At 36.9% G+C, this 16117-nt stretch carries 13 protein-coding genes, 1 other RNA gene and 3 pseudogenes; 14 read left to right on the top strand and 3 right to left on the bottom strand.

The features are described from left to right. Positions 1 to 109 precede the first annotated feature (109 nt). Together BkAM31D_RS24845 and BkAM31D_RS10590 are read left to right on the top strand one after the other, a co-directional pair. Positions 110 to 1998, top strand: a pseudogene (locus BkAM31D_RS24845) (penicillin-binding transpeptidase domain-containing protein). A gap of 212 nt (positions 1999 to 2210) precedes the next feature. Continuing rightward, positions 2211 to 2645: a hypothetical protein gene (locus BkAM31D_RS10590; RefSeq protein WP_066151356.1), complete on the top strand. Its 435-nt coding sequence runs from the start codon at positions 2211 to 2213 to the stop codon at positions 2643 to 2645. A gap of 165 nt (positions 2646 to 2810) precedes the next feature. On the opposite strand, the gene BkAM31D_RS10595 is transcribed toward BkAM31D_RS10590, so the two are convergent. Continuing rightward, positions 2811 to 2996: a hypothetical protein gene (locus BkAM31D_RS10595; protein WP_066151355.1), complete on the bottom strand. Its 186-nt coding sequence runs from the start codon at positions 2994 to 2996 to the stop codon at positions 2811 to 2813. A 210-nt stretch (positions 2997 to 3206) separates the two neighbouring features. Between BkAM31D_RS10595 and BkAM31D_RS10600 the strand changes: the two genes are divergently transcribed. From BkAM31D_RS10600 to BkAM31D_RS10635, 8 genes are all read left to right on the top strand, one after another. Further along, entirely contained in the window at positions 3207 to 5465 is a 2259-nt protein-coding gene (locus tag BkAM31D_RS10600) for a DEAD/DEAH box helicase (RefSeq protein WP_066151354.1), read from the top strand. A gap of 24 nt (positions 5466 to 5489) precedes the next feature. Further along, complete coding sequence (locus BkAM31D_RS10605; RefSeq protein WP_235820331.1) at positions 5490 to 6740, top strand: ribonuclease H-like domain-containing protein; 1251 nt, start codon at positions 5490 to 5492, stop codon at positions 6738 to 6740. 383 nt (positions 6741 to 7123) lie between these two features. Then, positions 7124 to 7531, top strand: a complete 408-nt coding sequence (locus tag BkAM31D_RS10610; RefSeq protein WP_066151349.1) for a spore coat protein — start codon at positions 7124 to 7126, stop codon at positions 7529 to 7531. 82 nt (positions 7532 to 7613) lie between these two features. Continuing rightward, complete coding sequence (locus tag BkAM31D_RS10615; protein WP_066151348.1) at positions 7614 to 8174, top strand: SLOG family protein; 561 nt, start codon at positions 7614 to 7616, stop codon at positions 8172 to 8174. An 80-nt stretch (positions 8175 to 8254) separates the two neighbouring features. Continuing rightward, positions 8255 to 8566 (top strand): cell division regulator GpsB, encoded by a 312-nt coding sequence (gene gpsB, locus BkAM31D_RS10620; protein ID WP_066151344.1) that lies wholly within the window; start codon positions 8255 to 8257, stop codon positions 8564 to 8566. Between the two features lie 11 nt (positions 8567 to 8577). Then, complete coding sequence (locus BkAM31D_RS10625; protein ID WP_066151342.1) at positions 8578 to 8970, top strand: reverse transcriptase-like protein; 393 nt, start codon at positions 8578 to 8580, stop codon at positions 8968 to 8970. 63 nt (positions 8971 to 9033) lie between these two features. Continuing rightward, positions 9034 to 9422, top strand: an RNA gene (rnpB, locus tag BkAM31D_RS10630) — RNase P RNA component class B. A 307-nt stretch (positions 9423 to 9729) separates the two neighbouring features. Beyond that, positions 9730 to 10878, top strand: coding sequence for a THUMP domain-containing class I SAM-dependent RNA methyltransferase (locus BkAM31D_RS10635; RefSeq protein WP_066151338.1), 1149 nt, complete (start codon positions 9730 to 9732; stop codon positions 10876 to 10878). Between the two features lie 372 nt (positions 10879 to 11250). On the opposite strand, the pseudogene BkAM31D_RS10640 reads toward BkAM31D_RS10635, so the two are convergent. Further along, positions 11251 to 12194, bottom strand: a pseudogene (locus tag BkAM31D_RS10640) (IS30 family transposase). Between the two features lie 776 nt (positions 12195 to 12970). Between BkAM31D_RS10640 and BkAM31D_RS10645 the strand changes: the two are divergent. Beyond that, on the top strand, positions 12971 to 13225 hold the full coding sequence (locus BkAM31D_RS10645) for a DUF2564 family protein (RefSeq protein WP_066151336.1): 255 nt from the start codon (positions 12971 to 12973) through the stop codon (positions 13223 to 13225). Positions 13226 to 13282: 57 nt separating this feature from the next. Here BkAM31D_RS10645 and BkAM31D_RS10650 read toward each other — a convergent pair whose 3' ends face one another. Beyond that, positions 13283 to 13591, bottom strand: a complete 309-nt coding sequence (locus BkAM31D_RS10650) for a HesB/YadR/YfhF family protein (protein ID WP_066151334.1) — start codon at positions 13589 to 13591, stop codon at positions 13283 to 13285. 140 nt (positions 13592 to 13731) lie between these two features. Here BkAM31D_RS10650 and BkAM31D_RS10655 point away from each other — a divergent pair. From BkAM31D_RS10655 to BkAM31D_RS10665, 3 genes and pseudogenes are all read left to right on the top strand, one after another. Further along, positions 13732 to 15248, top strand: a pseudogene (locus tag BkAM31D_RS10655) (carboxypeptidase M32). Between the two features lie 60 nt (positions 15249 to 15308). Next, positions 15309 to 15608, top strand: coding sequence for a hypothetical protein (locus tag BkAM31D_RS10660; protein ID WP_066151330.1), 300 nt, complete (start codon positions 15309 to 15311; stop codon positions 15606 to 15608). Positions 15609 to 15744: 136 nt separating this feature from the next. Continuing rightward, the gene (locus BkAM31D_RS10665) at positions 15745 to 16077 is read left to right on the top strand and encodes a hypothetical protein (protein WP_066151328.1); all 333 of its coding nucleotides are present in this window, start codon (positions 15745 to 15747) and stop codon (positions 16075 to 16077) included. Positions 16078 to 16117 lie beyond the last annotated feature (40 nt).

Consider the following 16117-nt stretch of genomic DNA (forward strand, 5'->3'; position numbering starts at 1 on the left):
TATTTCTGTTTTATTTCTTGTTTTGGCAGCGTGTTCAGAATCGATTACGCCACCTGAGGAAGTATTTCAAAATTTTATCAGTAGTTGGGAATCTGGGGATTATGAAGATATGTACGAATATCTTACTTTAAGCTCACAGACAAATCTATCGGCAGAAGAATTCAAGGAGTTATTTCAATCTACATATGATGAAATAAAAGCTAGCGATATTGCAATCCAACTTTTGCAACCGGAAATAGAAGAAGATGAAAGCGCAAGGGGGACAGAGGTACAATTACAGTATGAAAAGAGTCTATCCATGTTTACAGGAGACTTAACCTTTGATTCAATTGCAACAATGATTTTTGATGAAGAAGAAAAGAAATGGGGTGTCGAATGGACACCGTCAATGATATTTCCTCTAATGGAAGATGACGATCAAGTTAAGTTGAGAATTATGTTTCCCGAAGAGAGAGGAGAAATCTACGACCGGAATGGAAAGCCGCTTGCTATAAATGCTGAAATCTATGAGATAGGGCTTGTTCCAGGACGGATGGAAAATGAAGAAGAGATCGATGAAGTAAGTGAGAAAGTTGGTGTATCAGTAGAATATATTCAAGCCCAATTGGACCAAAGTTGGGTTGGGCCGGATACTTTTGTACCGATAAAAAAGGTAGGCTCCAATGAAAAAGAATTCGTCGAAGAATTGTACGAATCTATTCCTGTCGCTACGTATCGAGAAGTTTCTGCTAGAGTATACCCAGCTGGAGAAGCAGCGGCTCATTTAATTGGATATATTGGAATGGTGAGGCAGGAAGAATTAGAAAACGATACAGATTACAAGTATCAGAATGATTCGACTATCGGTAGAACGGGACTTGAAGCTATTTTTGAAGAGCGATTACGTGGTCAAAGCGGTGGTGAAGTATATATTGAATCAATTGACGGAATAGAAAAACATATTATTCAGAAAAAAGAATCCGTCAATGGCGAATCGATTCAATTAACGATGGATTTAGGTATTCAAGAAGCTATGTTTGATAAATTTGATCAAGATCAGGATATGGGAACAGGAGTCGCTATCCATCCAATTACAGGTGAGGTTCTTGCCCTTGTTAACTATCCTTCTTATAACCCAAATGATTTCATTTTAGGGATGTCGTCAGAACAGTATACTGAATTAGAAAGTGATCCAGATAGACCGTTAACGAATCGGTTTGCCCAATCATTTATTCCAGGTTCCACTATTAAACCAATCACGGCTGCTATTGCGCTTGAAAATGGGTTGGACCCAGAAGTTAGAATAGAAAGCTCTGATGCTGGTTGGAAAAAGGATGAGTCATGGGTAATCATTCTGTTAGACGTGTCTCTAATCCGCTTTCGCAACTTAATCTAAATGAAGCGATGATGTATTCGGATAATATTTACTTTGCGAAAGTTGCAACTGACTTAGGGATTGAGTCGTTTGAGGAAGGTTTGCAACAGTTTGCTTTTAACGAAAAGTTGCCTTTTTCTTATCCTAATTTTGCTGAATCGCAAATTGCACAAAATCAAATTGATTCTGATGTTTTGCTAGCTGATACAGCATATGGTCAAGGTCAACTTTTGGTCAACCCTCTTCACCTGGCGCTGATGTATTCGACCTTTGTAAATAACGGCTCGATACCGAATCCGATTCTTTTGGAAGAAGAACAACCGACATTTTGGTTGGAAGGGGTCATTAGTGAACAAAATGCATCAATTGTCTTAGATGCAATGATTGAAGTTATTCAGAATCATAATGGAACAGCTTCTCATGTAAATTTGGATCAGGTGAAGCTAGCGGGGAAGACAGGAACGGCAGAACACAAAGCTTCCCGTGATGCGGAGAGTGGTGGCGCAGAAACGGGTTGGTTTATTGGGATGGATGTAGAAGACCCTGAATTGCTTATTCTCATGATGATGGAAAACGTAGAAGATAAGCGCAGTAGTTATTATGTGGCTTCGAAAGTAAAGGAGCTCTTCATGGAGATATATTAAAAAATGTTAAGGCAATCTAAGTTTTGAATCTTAGGTTGTCTTTATTTTTCTCATCTTTAAATAAAAACTTTAGCATGATTTCAAAAAAATGAATATAATAGTATTGTAAGGGCTTACATTTATTTTTTTGAACATTTAAGTTAATGTTTGACGTCTACGATGAATATCTTTGTATACACACGATCAAAACCAATAGGTGAGGAGTGTATGAAATGGAAGCGACACATTACAATGACCTGTCTATTCATGTTCCTAAGAAGCAGTTGGATAAACTAATTAGTGGAGTCCTTGAAAATAAATATCGTATTTTTTGGGGATTTAATAAAGGGAAAATGATATTAAACATTTATAATAGTGAAGTAAATAATAAATTAATTTTCAAGCGACATAAAGGTTATCTTGAATTAATTGAAGCAAAGTTAAAGAGTGCTAATGTTCTAAAGGTGTTGGATAATGATATTGACTTTACAATTAAAGCGGCATCAAAACAAATTGATGTAAAAAGAAGTAACGAATCTGTTTATCGTGAAATTGATTATTTTTTAATAGAACTATCTCATTTTCAAAAGATAGGCGATTTAAAAGCAGTTGAAAATATAAAATCGAAGTTAAGAGAACTTTCCGATGAATGGAATAGTTTAAACTAGTTTTAAAACCACTTAGATATGTGTTCTAAGTGGTTTTTCAGTTTTGGCTGAAGGTATGTAATAACAGAGAGTTCAAGAGCGAGAACAGAAACGCACCGCCCATTTTGGGAAGGGGGGAAATTGCTTAGAAGAATAGGGGTTTGGTTAGCCCCTATTCATGGTCTGTTAAGATTGGTCACGGTTTTGTGAAATCATGTCTTTAATAGGTTCCATCATATTGTTCATATTCATTCCGTTTCCGTTGCGATTTCTCATCATGCTGTAAGCTGCAGCTCCAATCCCAATACCTACCATTGACATCATTAAACCATTTCCATTTTTCTTTTTGCGTTTTCGACCGAACATTTCCATTTTTCTTCCCCCTTTAAATATGTGTTTGATCATTATCAAACATTTTATATAATCAGTAATTTGCGATGTTTTTATTCGTCGTTTGCATAGTTGTAAGATAAAGGATAAATGGAATACATATATTTTTCCAAATTCTAATTTAATGGTTATTATAGAAAAACAAACAAACATTCGCTAAAATGAAAGTAATTGAAATTGAGGTGGAGCGGAATGTTTAAACAAAATTTAGAGCATGTTTTAAATGAACTAAAATATGATCAACAATGGAAAGAACAAATTGTGCACTGGCATGAAATCGATGCGGTCGACGCTAAAGTCAAACCATTTCCTGAGGCATTGGATACGCGGATTGAAAAAGCTTTATCAAAGCGTGGGATCGGCGCTTTGTACTCGCATCAACTAGAAGCCTTTTTGTATACGAGGAACAAAGAAAATGTTGTTGCAGTAACTCCAACAGCATCAGGGAAAACACTGTGCTACAATTTGCCTGTCCTTCAGGAGATTGTCGATAATGAAGAAAGCAGGGCGTTGTATCTGTTTCCTACAAAGGCTCTAGCTCAAGATCAAAAGAGTGAGCTTAATGAAATGATTGATGAAATAGGGATCAATGTAAAATGCTTCACATATGATGGAGATACAGCCCCTAATATTCGTCAGGCTGTTCGGAAAGCAGGCCATATTGTGATAACGAATCCAGATATGTTACATTCAGCTATCTTACCCCATCATACAAAATGGGTTGCTTTTTTCGAAAACTTAAAATACGTTATCGTTGACGAACTGCATACATACAGAGGGGTTTTTGGTAGTCATGTTGCCAATGTCATTCGGAGGTTGAAACGTATAGCAAAATATTATGGAAGTGATCCTGTTTTCATTTGTACGTCTGCTACAATTGCTAATCCTAAAGAATTAGCTCAAGAATTAACAGGCGATCCTATGAGGCTTATTGATCAAAATGGGGCTCCTAGGGGAAAGAAGCATTTTTTATTTTACAATCCACCCATTTTAAACAAGGCTTTGAATATTCGACAAAGTGCAACCGTTGAAGTGAATCAATTAGCTAGAAAGTTTTTAGAAAATAAAATTCAAACGATTGTATTTGCTAGAAGTCGTGTGCGTGTAGAAATTATTTTAAGTCATCTGCAGCAGTTAACAAGGAAGTATCTAGGCCCTGAAACCATTCGAGGATATCGTGGTGGATATTTACCGAAACAACGTCGGGAGATTGAGCGGGGTTTACGTCAAGGTGAGATAGTAGGCGTAGTTAGTACTAATGCTTTAGAGTTAGGTGTTGATATCGGACAGCTTCAGGTTTGTATTATGACAGGCTATCCTGGTTCTGTCGCTAGTGCTTGGCAACAAGCGGGTAGGGCGGGAAGAAGACAAAATGAGTCTGTCATCATTATGGTAGCTGGTTCAAATCCAATAGATCAATACATTATTCAGCATCCAGAATACTTTTTTGAGCGCAATCCTGAGTCAGCTCGTATTAACCCAAATAATTTAATTATTTTAGTTGATCATTTAAAATGTGCCGCTTATGAGCTCCCATTTAAGCGTGGCGAGACTTTTGATGGAGTGGACATTGAAGAGATACTAGAGTTTCTTACTGAGGAGCAAGTGTTGCTTGAACGAGCGAATAAATGGTATTGGATGAACGATGCATTTCCAGCGCACGGAATTAGTTTGCGTTCAGCTTCGCAAGAAAATGTAATCATTATTGATCAATCTGATGTAAGCAACTCAACTGTTATTGGTGAGATGGATCGCTTTAGTGCAATGACCTTGCTACATGATGAGGCTATTTACTTACATCAGGGAGTACAATATCAAGTTGAATTTTTGGATTGGGATGAAAAAAAGGCATTTGTACGAGAAGTAAATGTTGAATATTTCACAGATGCTAATTTGGCTATTCAACTCCGTGTCTTGGAGGAAGACCAGAAAAGACCTGAAGATGACATAACGGTGAGTTATGGTGATGTTATGGTAAATGCTAAAGCTACAATTTTCAAGAAAATTCGACTTTCTACTTTTGAAAATATAGGCTCTGGTCCGATTCATCTACCTGAAGAAGAACTTCACACAAATGCTATGTGGATAAGCTTTTCACAAGAAATAACAAATCGTTTTGGGGAAGGAACTTTTGACCAAGCGTTAACTGGTTTAGCTCAATTGTTACAACAGGTAGCGCCTGTATTTGTTATGTGTGATCGTCACGATCTTCATGTTGTGCCGCAAATGAAAGCCGAACATTCGGAGTTACCTACTATTTTTCTTTATGACCGTTATCCAGGAGGAATTGGTTTAGCGAAAGAGGTATTCAATAATTTGTCAAAAATCTTAAAGCAAGTTGAACATTTAATTACAGCTTGTCCTTGTGATCAAGGATGTCCTTCATGTGTAGGAGCAAGTGAAGTGAATTCAAAGATGTTAGTAAAACGTTTCATTAACTTATTATCATAGGGAAGGGGAGGCAAATAAGTGACAATGAAAAATAAGCTATCTCGTATGAAAAATCATATGGGAATAAAAAGCAATGCCGATCCTACAAGTATGAAAGAACAACTAGAACAAAAACAGGAAATTCCCTATGAAAGAGAATGGGAAGCGTTACAAACAAAACCGTACTGGTTTGAAGATGGCTATACACTTATTCGTGAAAAGGACTATGATATAAATCACCCACATGGAAGATATTTGTTTTCTGATATTAAACAAGTATTGGAGAAATGGCAAAATCACCAAAATGATCATCCATTATCAGCAAAAGGGAGAAAATTAGAGGATTTAGTCTTTTTTGACACGGAAACAACTGGCTTAAGTAGTGGAGCTGGGAATACGATTTTTATGCTAGGGTACTGTAGAGTACAGTCGGAGTCGGTGAAAATAAAGCAGTATTTTCTTCCTGGGCCTGAATCCGAAGTTGCTCTTTATCATTATTTTTTAACAGATATTGGTAATTTAGGGAACTTAGTTACTTATAACGGAAAAGCATTTGATTGGCCCCAAGTAAAGACTCGCCATACTTTTGTTCGTAATCAAGTACCACAATTACCGAAGTTTGGCCACTTTGACTTATTACATGCTTCAAGAAGATTTTGGAAAGATGTATTGCCTTCTTGTAAGCTTTCAATTGTTGAGCAAGAGATTCTGAAATTCAATCGAATTGAAGATACACCCAGTTATATGGCCCCGATGTTATACTTTGACTTTTTAAAAGAACAAGACCCTGAATTTGTTAAAGGGATCTTTCAACACCATGAGTGGGATGTTTTATCATTAATGACTTTGTATACTCATTTATCTAAAGTGATATTAGATTGTGATAGCGATGCAGTATTGCCTCGGGAAAAATTTGAAGTAGCTCGCTGGTACGAAGCGATAGGAGAAAGAGAAATAGCAATGGAGCTATTTAATCAGCTTAAAGGACTAGGTAGCTACGAAGCTGAGTCGAGTATGTTTTCGTATGCGAAAGCAAGGAAACAACGTGGTGAGTTTGAAATAGCACTGTCAGCATTTCAAAAGTTGATCGGCACAGAAGCATTCACATATTTTGCAGCTATTGAAAGCTCAAAAATATGTGAACATAAACTAAAAGACTATGAAAAGGCACTATTCTTTAGTTATGAAGCTTTAAAAGGCAGTTCCTTCCTATCGAAGAGCTCGAAAGAAAAACAAAAAAAGTTAATAGCAGATGCAAACCAAAGAATAAGTCGATTAGAAAATAAGCTCCGTTAAATGTGCATTTCCTGGGGAAGCGCAAAAATACCAATTTTCAGACAAGTTTCAGCATCTAGAGGGAGAGCTTTGTAAGTTTATGTATTTAGAAAAAAAGAATTGTCATTATGTGTAGGAACTATTACAATATGTTCGATATTCTTTTTATGAAATGAGTGAACGAAATGTATCGGGCAATTTTAGTCTTGTTTTTTTTGATGATTGGTTTTACTTTATATGTAATGAGTGAAATGCGAGATTCAGCTTTCTTTCTTTTATAAGTTATTTGCCTATTTTCCTTTCTGTAAAATGATTAGGCGCTAATTTGGACATTCAACTAGTACACCTGTTCCTTACATTACATAGGTTAATAGTGACTCAAAAATAAAAGGAGGAATTAATCTATGTTTTGTAAACCTAGACCAAACGTTTGTAAATTACCAACAACAACGCAAGTTATGCCTGCGCAAGTAGCGCCAACTCAACAACAAATAGTAGATAAAACATGTGAATATATCGTTCCACATGTATTCCCTTCACACACGCACTATAATACGAATCATGTGTATAAGCATGTCGCGAGCTTCCCGCACACAACTTCACAAAGTCAGCAAGTGTTTAACCAACAATTTGTCGGAGGCCCGCAAGTAGCAGGAGCAATGTCGCCAGGACCGGGAATGGGGCCAGGAATGGGACCAGGATTCGGCCCGCAAGTAGCAGGAGCAATGTCACCAGGACCAGGAATGGGACCAGGATATGGTCCACAGGTAGCAGGGGCAATGTCGCCATACGGCAAAAAGTGTGGCCGCTAAAAGCTTAAGATGGAAAGAAAGAAGCGAACGTAGTTCTTGTTTGCTTCTTTTTCCTTTATGACAGATCAAGGAGCGTATTCTAATGAAATCAATTGTTGTTTCAGGCTATAAAAGTCATGAATTAGGGATTTTTGATCAGAAGCATAAAGGTATTTATTTTATTAAAAAAGCATTTGAGCAAAAGTTGAGAGGATTAATTGACGAAGGGCTTGAATGGGTAATCATTAGTGGGCAACTAGGAGTGGAACTTTGGGTTGCTGATGTTGTTCTTGAGCTTAAAAACGAAATTCCTCAATTACAATTAGCGGTATTAACCCCTTTTTTAAACCAAGAGGAAAATTGGCAAGAAACTTCACAACAATATTATCATGAAATTATTTCTCAAGCTGACTTTGTAGATAGTATTACTAGAAGACCGTATGAGAGTCCATTGCAACTCAAACAAAAAAATGAGTTTTTAATTTCAAAAGCAGAAGGATTACTGTTGCTCTATGATGAAGAGAAACAAGGGTCGCCTACTTATTATTTGGAAGCAGCTAAGAGACGTGCCGATAAAGAGTATTTTCCAATTTTAATCATAACGCCACTAGATCTTGATATACTAGTACAAGAAGAGCAATTTGAGAATTTTGATGGATTTTGAATTGAAATAATTCAAATTGACAAGTTAGCAAATCTTTGGAAAAATAGAAATGAAGCCGTACATATTAAGAGGTGATGGGAATGAGCCAACAAAGTATCCGTTTTACTGCTAAGGAAATTTTAGAAAAAGATTTTAAAACAAGTATGCGGGGATATAGTCCAGATGAGGTTGATAAATTTTTAGATGCAATTATACAAGATTACGAACTGTTCCAAAGAAAAGTAGAATTATTGGAACAAGAAAATGCAACATTAAAGCGTGAAGTGAAGAAACTTTCTGAACGCTCTCAACGTCAGGCTCCTGCACAAACAGTAGGAAGTACAAACTATGATATTCTACAACGACTTTCAAATCTTGAAAAGAAGGTTTTTGGCAGTAAATTGTACGAGTAGGAGAATGATTCATGGTTGAGGTATACATTGATGGAGCGAGTGCTGGTGATCCAGGATGGTCTGGGGCTGGCATATTTATAAATTATAAAAATGGACAAGTAGAACATCACGCTGTTCCATTAGGTCCGATGTCAAATCATGAAGCTGAATATGAGGCGTTAATTTATGCTCTTGAAATTTGTTTAGAGAAAAAAATTAACATGGTTTCTTTCCGAACAGATTCAAAATTAATTGATGATGCGATTGAAAAGCGATATGTTAAAAATAAAAAGTATCAACCTTATCTAGAAGAAGCAGTTAAAATGATTGATCAGCTGGACCTATTCTTCATGAAGTGGATTCCAAGTAATCAAAATAAAACAGCTGATGCATTAGCTAGACAAGCGATAAGAAAAAATAAATAAATTACCATTGAAATTGTTTATTGCTTGAGGTATACTATGTTTTGTCGCTTTAGACAGCATTAAGTATTCAGGTAACCGCTGCACGATCTTCGTGTAGAGGAAAGTCCATGCTCGCACGAACTGAGATGTTCGTAGTGATCGTGCCTAGCCAATTCATAAGCTAGGGTAGTCTGGTTGAGACTGGGCTAACGGCAAGGGAAGCACCTAAGTCTTTAGATATGGTGTGATACCTTTGAAAGTGCCACAGTGACGAAGTCTAATCGGAAACGATTAGAGTGGAACGAGGTAAACCCCACGAGCGAGAAACCCAAAATATGGTAGGGGAATCTTCTTATAAACTGGAAATGAACAGTATAGAAGGACAAGGAATACCTTGTAGATAGATGGTTACCACCGGAGTACGAGGTTCATCACCGTTTGCAGTACAAAGGAACAGAACATGGCTTATCGAATACTTAATGGATGAACAACCAACCCCCTTTAAGGGGATTTTTTTGTAGAGCTTATAGAAAAAGGCCGGTCTTGCCTTTTTCTATAAGCTCTAAGCATGAGCGGAGCCCCTGCAAGATTTTAAAGCCACTCTGAGTGGTTTTCTCAGAGTGGCGCGCAGGGAGAGAAGCCATGCACTTCTTAGAAATGCTAGGAAGGTTCAATAAGAAAAAGGCCGGTCTTGCCTTTTTCTATAAGCTCTACCTCGTTTGTTTTCACTCACATAACAACGTATAATAAAGGCAATAACTCATTTTGAAGGAGTACATAATGGAAAAAGTTACATTAATTGCAACAGCAACAATGGGACTCGAAGCACTAGTTGCTCGTGAAGTAAAGGATTTAGGGTATGAAGATGTTCAAGTAGAAAATGGAAAAGTAACATTTACTGCGGATGTTTCAGCTATTCCTAGAGCGAACTTATGGCTGCGAACAGCTGATCGTGTAAAACTTAAAGTTGCTGAGTTTAAAGCATTCACATTTGATGAATTATTTGAAAAAACTAAGGCATTACCTTGGGCAGATCTCATCCCTGTGCATGCAGAATTTCCGGTGATTGGAAGATCGGTTAAATCAAAACTATTCAGTGTTTCTGATTGCCAGGCAATTGTAAAAAAAGCAGTCGTTGAAAGCATGAAAAAGCGCTATAAAAGAGGCTGGTTTGATGAAGATGGACCTTTGTATCGTATAGAGGTTGCGCTTCATAAAGATGTTGCTACACTTACTATTGATACAAGTGGTCAAGGACTTCATAAACGTGGATATCGTTACTTACATAACCAAGCGCCATTAAAAGAAACATTGGCTGCAGCAATGATTATGCTTACGCCTTGGAAAGCCGATCGACCTTTTGTTGATCCGTTTGTAGGGTCGGGTACGATCCCGATAGAAGCCGCAATGATCGGTCAGAATATTGCTCCTGGGTTCAATCGTGATTTTGTTTCTGAAGATTGGCATTGGATTGGGAAAAAGGTTTGGAATGAGGCTAGACAGGAAGTAGAAGATGTTGCTAACTACGACCAAAAGTTAGATATTTTAGGAACGGATATTGATCATCGCAGTGTTGAGTTAGCAAGTAATAATGCAATGGAAGCTGGCTTTGGAGATTTGATTCAATTTAAGCAGATGCAGGTTAAAGACTTACGCCATCGTGGTGAATATGGAATCTTAGTTGGAAACCCACCTTATGGGGAGCGCCTAGGAGAACGACCTGAAGTAGAGCAAATGTATAAAGAAATGGGAAATGCGTTTTCACAACACTTAGATACGTGGTCTATTTACATTTTGACATCTCATGAAGGCTTTGAAGAGTTATATGGCAAAAAGGCAACTAAAAAGCGAAAATTATATAATGGGAACTTAAAAGTCGATTATTATCAATTCTTTGGTCCGAAGCCTCCTAGAAAAGAAGAAAATTAATTTAACCCCATCGTCTAACAAATAGCGGACGATGGGGTTAAATTATGTTACTTTCGTTTTGGGGAGAATTATTATTGAAATTTACTCATGAAATGATGGTATAGTTCTATTAATGAAAACACAATCTAAAGGTGAGGTCGATAAATATCGACCCCTGAACCTATTCCCATCAAGTTGATGTTCACATATACAACAGGAACGACGATGTTATTCTACGTGCTTATGCTCTTGCTGAATGGTAGCAGGGGAGATAGGTTGAAAAATCGTTTGCCCCAATTGTAACTTGAATTACGATACTTGAATTAGGTTATTGGTCAGAAAAAAGAAGGAAGGTCAATTATTTGACCTTTCTTTTTTTTATACGACGGTTTGTCAATCTAACTGCGACACTTCTTCCCAAAATGCTTCGTATGAAGTTTTCCAACCAAGACATTTTCTTGGACGGGATTAATTAAATGCAAGGCTAACTCTAGCTCTTCTTCTGTAATTAGAGCTAGATCAGTCTTCTTAGGGAAAAATTCACGTAAGAGACCATTAGCATTCTCATTCGTTCCACGCTGCCAGGAAGCATATGGATCGGCAAAATAAACAGACATATCTACTTGTTCTTCAATGCTTGAGTAGCACGCAAATTCTTTCCCACGGTCAACCGTTGATGTCTTAAAAACCCCTAGGGGATAGTTGTCAAACGTGGTTAAAATGGCTGTTTCCATGGATGAAGAACTTCGATTCTCCATCTTTACAGCAAGGTACATTCGTGTTTTTCGTTCCGCAAAGGTAGCCAAACACCCTTTACTTTTTCCTCGACTTGAAACAATCGTATCAAGTTCCCAGTGACCAAATGTGGTTCGTTTTTTTACTTCTTTTGGACGCTGGTTAATCGAGGTTCCAATGTTAAAACGCCCCCTAGTTTCAACGGGTTTTTGTCGTTTACCTTTGTGACGAAGGACGGTTAGATCTGACTTATTTAATAAGCCTAGATAGAGCCAACGATAAATGGTCTTAAAAGAAATATGTAGTTCTGACAAGCGCCCAATAATCTGTTCAGGCGACCAGGTTAATTGAAGTTTTTCTTCAATAATTTCAGCTAAGGAGACAGACCATTTCCCTTTTGGTTTACAGTCTTTACGGCGCTCTATGTACTTTTCTTGAGCCACTGTACTAGCATATTCATGGGTACTATTTCGTTTCAATTCTCGAGCAATAGTTGAATGGTGACGATTTAGTTCTTTAGCGATTTGTCTAGTAGACCAGCCCAGCTTTTGAAGGGCTTCTAGTCGTCCACGTTCAAACGTGGTAAGATGGGAGTAGCTCATGATATACCTCCGTGTAAGGGTTGTGTGGTAACTTCATTTTACACGAAGGATCATGGGTTTTTTATGTTTATTTTTAGGTGTCGCACTTAATATTACAATTCGTCATACTAAAAAAGGAGATGACCAACGAGAACGTGGTCATCTCCTTCCAAATCACTTACAACTTCTCCAATACTCTGCGGCCGTATCGATTATTGTCTTCCACAGACACCCCTCATTTCCTTTATGTTCTAGGAACACTCTTGAAAATTCTGGACGCTGTACAATGCAATCACCTCATTAGATCGTATTACGGTTATATGATCTGCGGTCGTAACGATTATTGTCTTTCACAGACACCTCATTTCAATTTAGTTCTAAGAACATTCTTGAAAATATCGGAAACTGCGCAATGGTATCACCTCATAGAGTTGATAAAATCGACAACCACTTCATAAACTATAGTAACACTATCTGCGGCCGTAACGATTATTGTCTTTCACAGACACCCCTCATTTCATTATGTTCTACGAACACTCTTGAAAATCGTGGATCCTGTTCAACGTAATCACCTCAAACTGAGTTGATTTAAATCGTAATCATTGTATTGAATACTTTGTATAGTGTTTGATGAGAAAGCAATTTTACTTGCTCCTCGGTTATTATGATGTCCGTTCAGCATTTTTTTATTCTTTTTATTTCAATTTTTTTTTCAGAAATGATAAAAGCTTCAATCGTATTTTTTCGTTTAGAGATGGATAACCTTAATAAGAGTGGCATATAAGGAGGAGATAACAATGACAAATCCGTCTGGGTTTAATGATATTAAACAAGTAGAAATGTCAATTTTATCAGCTGAACACATGGTTGGTCAGGCGACAAGAAGTATGGATGAGGAACAGCTTCAAGCAGCAACAAATGCATTAAATGATGCCAAAGTTCAGTTGCATAAAGCGATGTCTCATCAGACAGGGGTTGATGAAGCTTTTTTTGAAATGTCTCAAGAACTCCTAGCGAAAGCAGATCATCAATTAAAAGAAGCAAAAAAATAAAAGAAGGCTGCCGATTTTAATGGCAGCCTTTAAGCTTTATATAAATTTAAAAGGTCCCTAGTGGTTCTCAGGATGATCTAGCTGAGAGAACCGAGGGTTTATAAAATCAAGATAGCCTGTGTCCTCATTATAGTCAATAGTCATATCATCCAAATACCAAAAGTCGTCTTCATTAACAAAAAACGTAATTCCTTGCTTTTTAACTTTAAAAGATGTGTCAGATGGCTGTTCTTTCATTACACCTACCGAAAATCCTCCAGAACCAATTCCTCCTACTCTAACATATAAACGTATGGTTTCCCCATCACTTAAAGGGATTTCCTTTTTATATAAACTTGCTGCTGAATCAGTGATTGTAAAGTTCATGGTCGTGCCTCCTTATCACTCCAAAGATAACATAGCTATAAATAATTTTCTAGAAGTATTTAACCAAAGGAAGGGTTAACCATTCGAATGGCGAAATACTTAAATGGAAATTAATTAATTTTTATAAAGGTGGTTATAGGATGACTGAACGTGTACAAACACTTGAAAATGATTTTAGACAATATATAAAGAAAATACAAGATTATGTACAGGCTCTTTCTTTGCTTGCTTGGGACTCACGAACAGGAGCGCCTAAGAAAGGGGTTGTTCAACGATCAGAGGTTATTGGTACATTATCAGCAGAAGTATTTTCGCTTTCTACGTCAAGTCAGATGGGAGAGTATTTACATGAGTTAAGAGATAGTAGTGTGTATAATCAACTATCTCCCATTACGCAAAAAACAATAGATGATTGTTTTAAAACATATGAACGAAATGTGAAAATACCAAAAGAAGAGTATAAAGAATACGTAATGTTACAATCCCAATCGGAATCTCTATGGGAGGAAGCGAAAGCAAAAGCAGACTTTGCAATGTTTCAACCTAAACTTGAGAAACTGGTAGAGTTCAAAAAAAGATTTGTCGGTTACTGGGGTATGAAAAACATCCTTATAATACATTATTAGATGATTATGAACCAGGTGTGTTCGTAGATACGATAGATAAAGTTTTTGGCGAATTAAGAGATCAGTTAATTCCGCTAGTAAAAGAAGTGACAGATTCTCCTCATCAGCCTAAGACAGACTTTTTGTATCACAACTTTCCTCGTGCTAATCAAGAAGCACTGAGCTTAGAAATATTAAAAGAAATTGGATATGACTTTGAAGCTGGTCGATTAGATGAAACGGTTCACCCATTCGCTATAGGAATTAATCCGAATGATGTCCGTGTTACAACGAAGTATAATGAGAAAGATTTTCGTGTTGCTTTATTTGGAACGATACATGAAGGTGGTCATGCACTTTATGAGCAAAACATTTCTCAAGAGCTCATTGGGACACCATTAGCTAGCGGCACATCAATGGGAATTCATGAATCACAGTCTCTTTTTTGGGAAAAATTTGTAGGGAAAAATTATGGTTTCTGGGAACGTAACTATAAGCTTCTGAAAAAGCATTCTGTTGGCCAGTTTGGGGATGTATCTCTAGAAGATTTCTACTTTGCTATCAACCAAGCGAAACAATCACTCATTCGAATTGAGAGTGATGAATTAACTTATTGCCTTCATATTATTTTACGTTATGAGCTTGAAAAGGCATTAATGGCAGGTCATATTACTGTAGCAGAGCTTCCGCAAATATGGAATGATAAGATGGAAGAATATTTAGGTGTTCGTCCATCAAATGATGGGGAAGGTGTACTTCAAGATGTTCATTGGTCTTTTGGTGCTTTTGGATATTTCCCTTCGTATGCCCTAGGGTACATTTATTCAGCACAAATAAAAGAAGCAATGTTGAAAGAAGTAACTAATTTCGATGATTTGATTAGAACGGGTGACTTTGCCCCGATTCGTCAATGGCTTACGAAAAATGTGCATCAACATGGTAAGATGAAGCAGCCAGCAGAGATTATTCACTCTATTACGGGAACAGGCATAGACTCGAAGCCATTGATCAACTATTTAACAGAGAAATACCGTCGGCTTTATAAAATCTAAGTATATTATTACTCCTTTTTGGCAATACTACATTCACTAAGTATTGTTGGAGTGAACGTAATGCGTATTGTAGAATTGTTACCTAGAGAAGGATGTACGATAACAGCGATTGATAATGATTTAAATCGTTATTTCAATGGAGAGTCGATCATGTTACAGTGTACATTTGCGGGAAAATCATATAACTTTATTTGTTATCAGGAAGGCGTACAAGTTAAGAATAACCAAGTAAAAGCTTTATATGGTCCTGCTATTGTCTGTGATGAGGGGTTAGTCGGGTTAAGTGAGCAAGAAGCTCAATTTATTAAAACTTGTGTAAATGAAAATCAATTTGATTTGAACCAAATCTCTCTTAAATAAAGAAGAAGGAGTCTTAAAAGGGTAGCCTGCTAAGACTCCTTTTTTATTTTCAACCTTTTAAATTATATAAGGAAATCTTGAAACGTTAATTAGAAGATGATCGTTTCATCAGTAATTAGGAAGAAGGTGAAACGAAATGTTATATTTTACGAAAATTTCCACTGTGCTTTCATATTTTTTACCGTTTGTAACGAAGAATAAAAAGGATGATTCTTGGGTTCCCTCTCTAGTTCCAACTTTAACAGGCAGAGTAACAAAGGTTGAGGAACAGTGGTTACTAATTGACCATACTGTATATATTGATATAAAGGAGGCGAAGATGTTCGATCAGGAGCATGTTTCCTTAAAATTAACAGATATTGAAGAAGGAGATGTTGTTCACATTTGGACAATTGAACGTAATTTAATTCAAACAACTCCAGCGCTTGGTACAGCAAGCTATGTTGAACTCCAGGAAAAAGAAATGTGATAAAACGACCTATAAATTCATTTATTAATAGTTGATGTGT

This window comes from Halalkalibacter krulwichiae (assembly GCF_002109385.1).
Lineage (GTDB): Bacteria > Bacillota > Bacilli > Bacillales > Bacillaceae_D > Halalkalibacter > Halalkalibacter krulwichiae.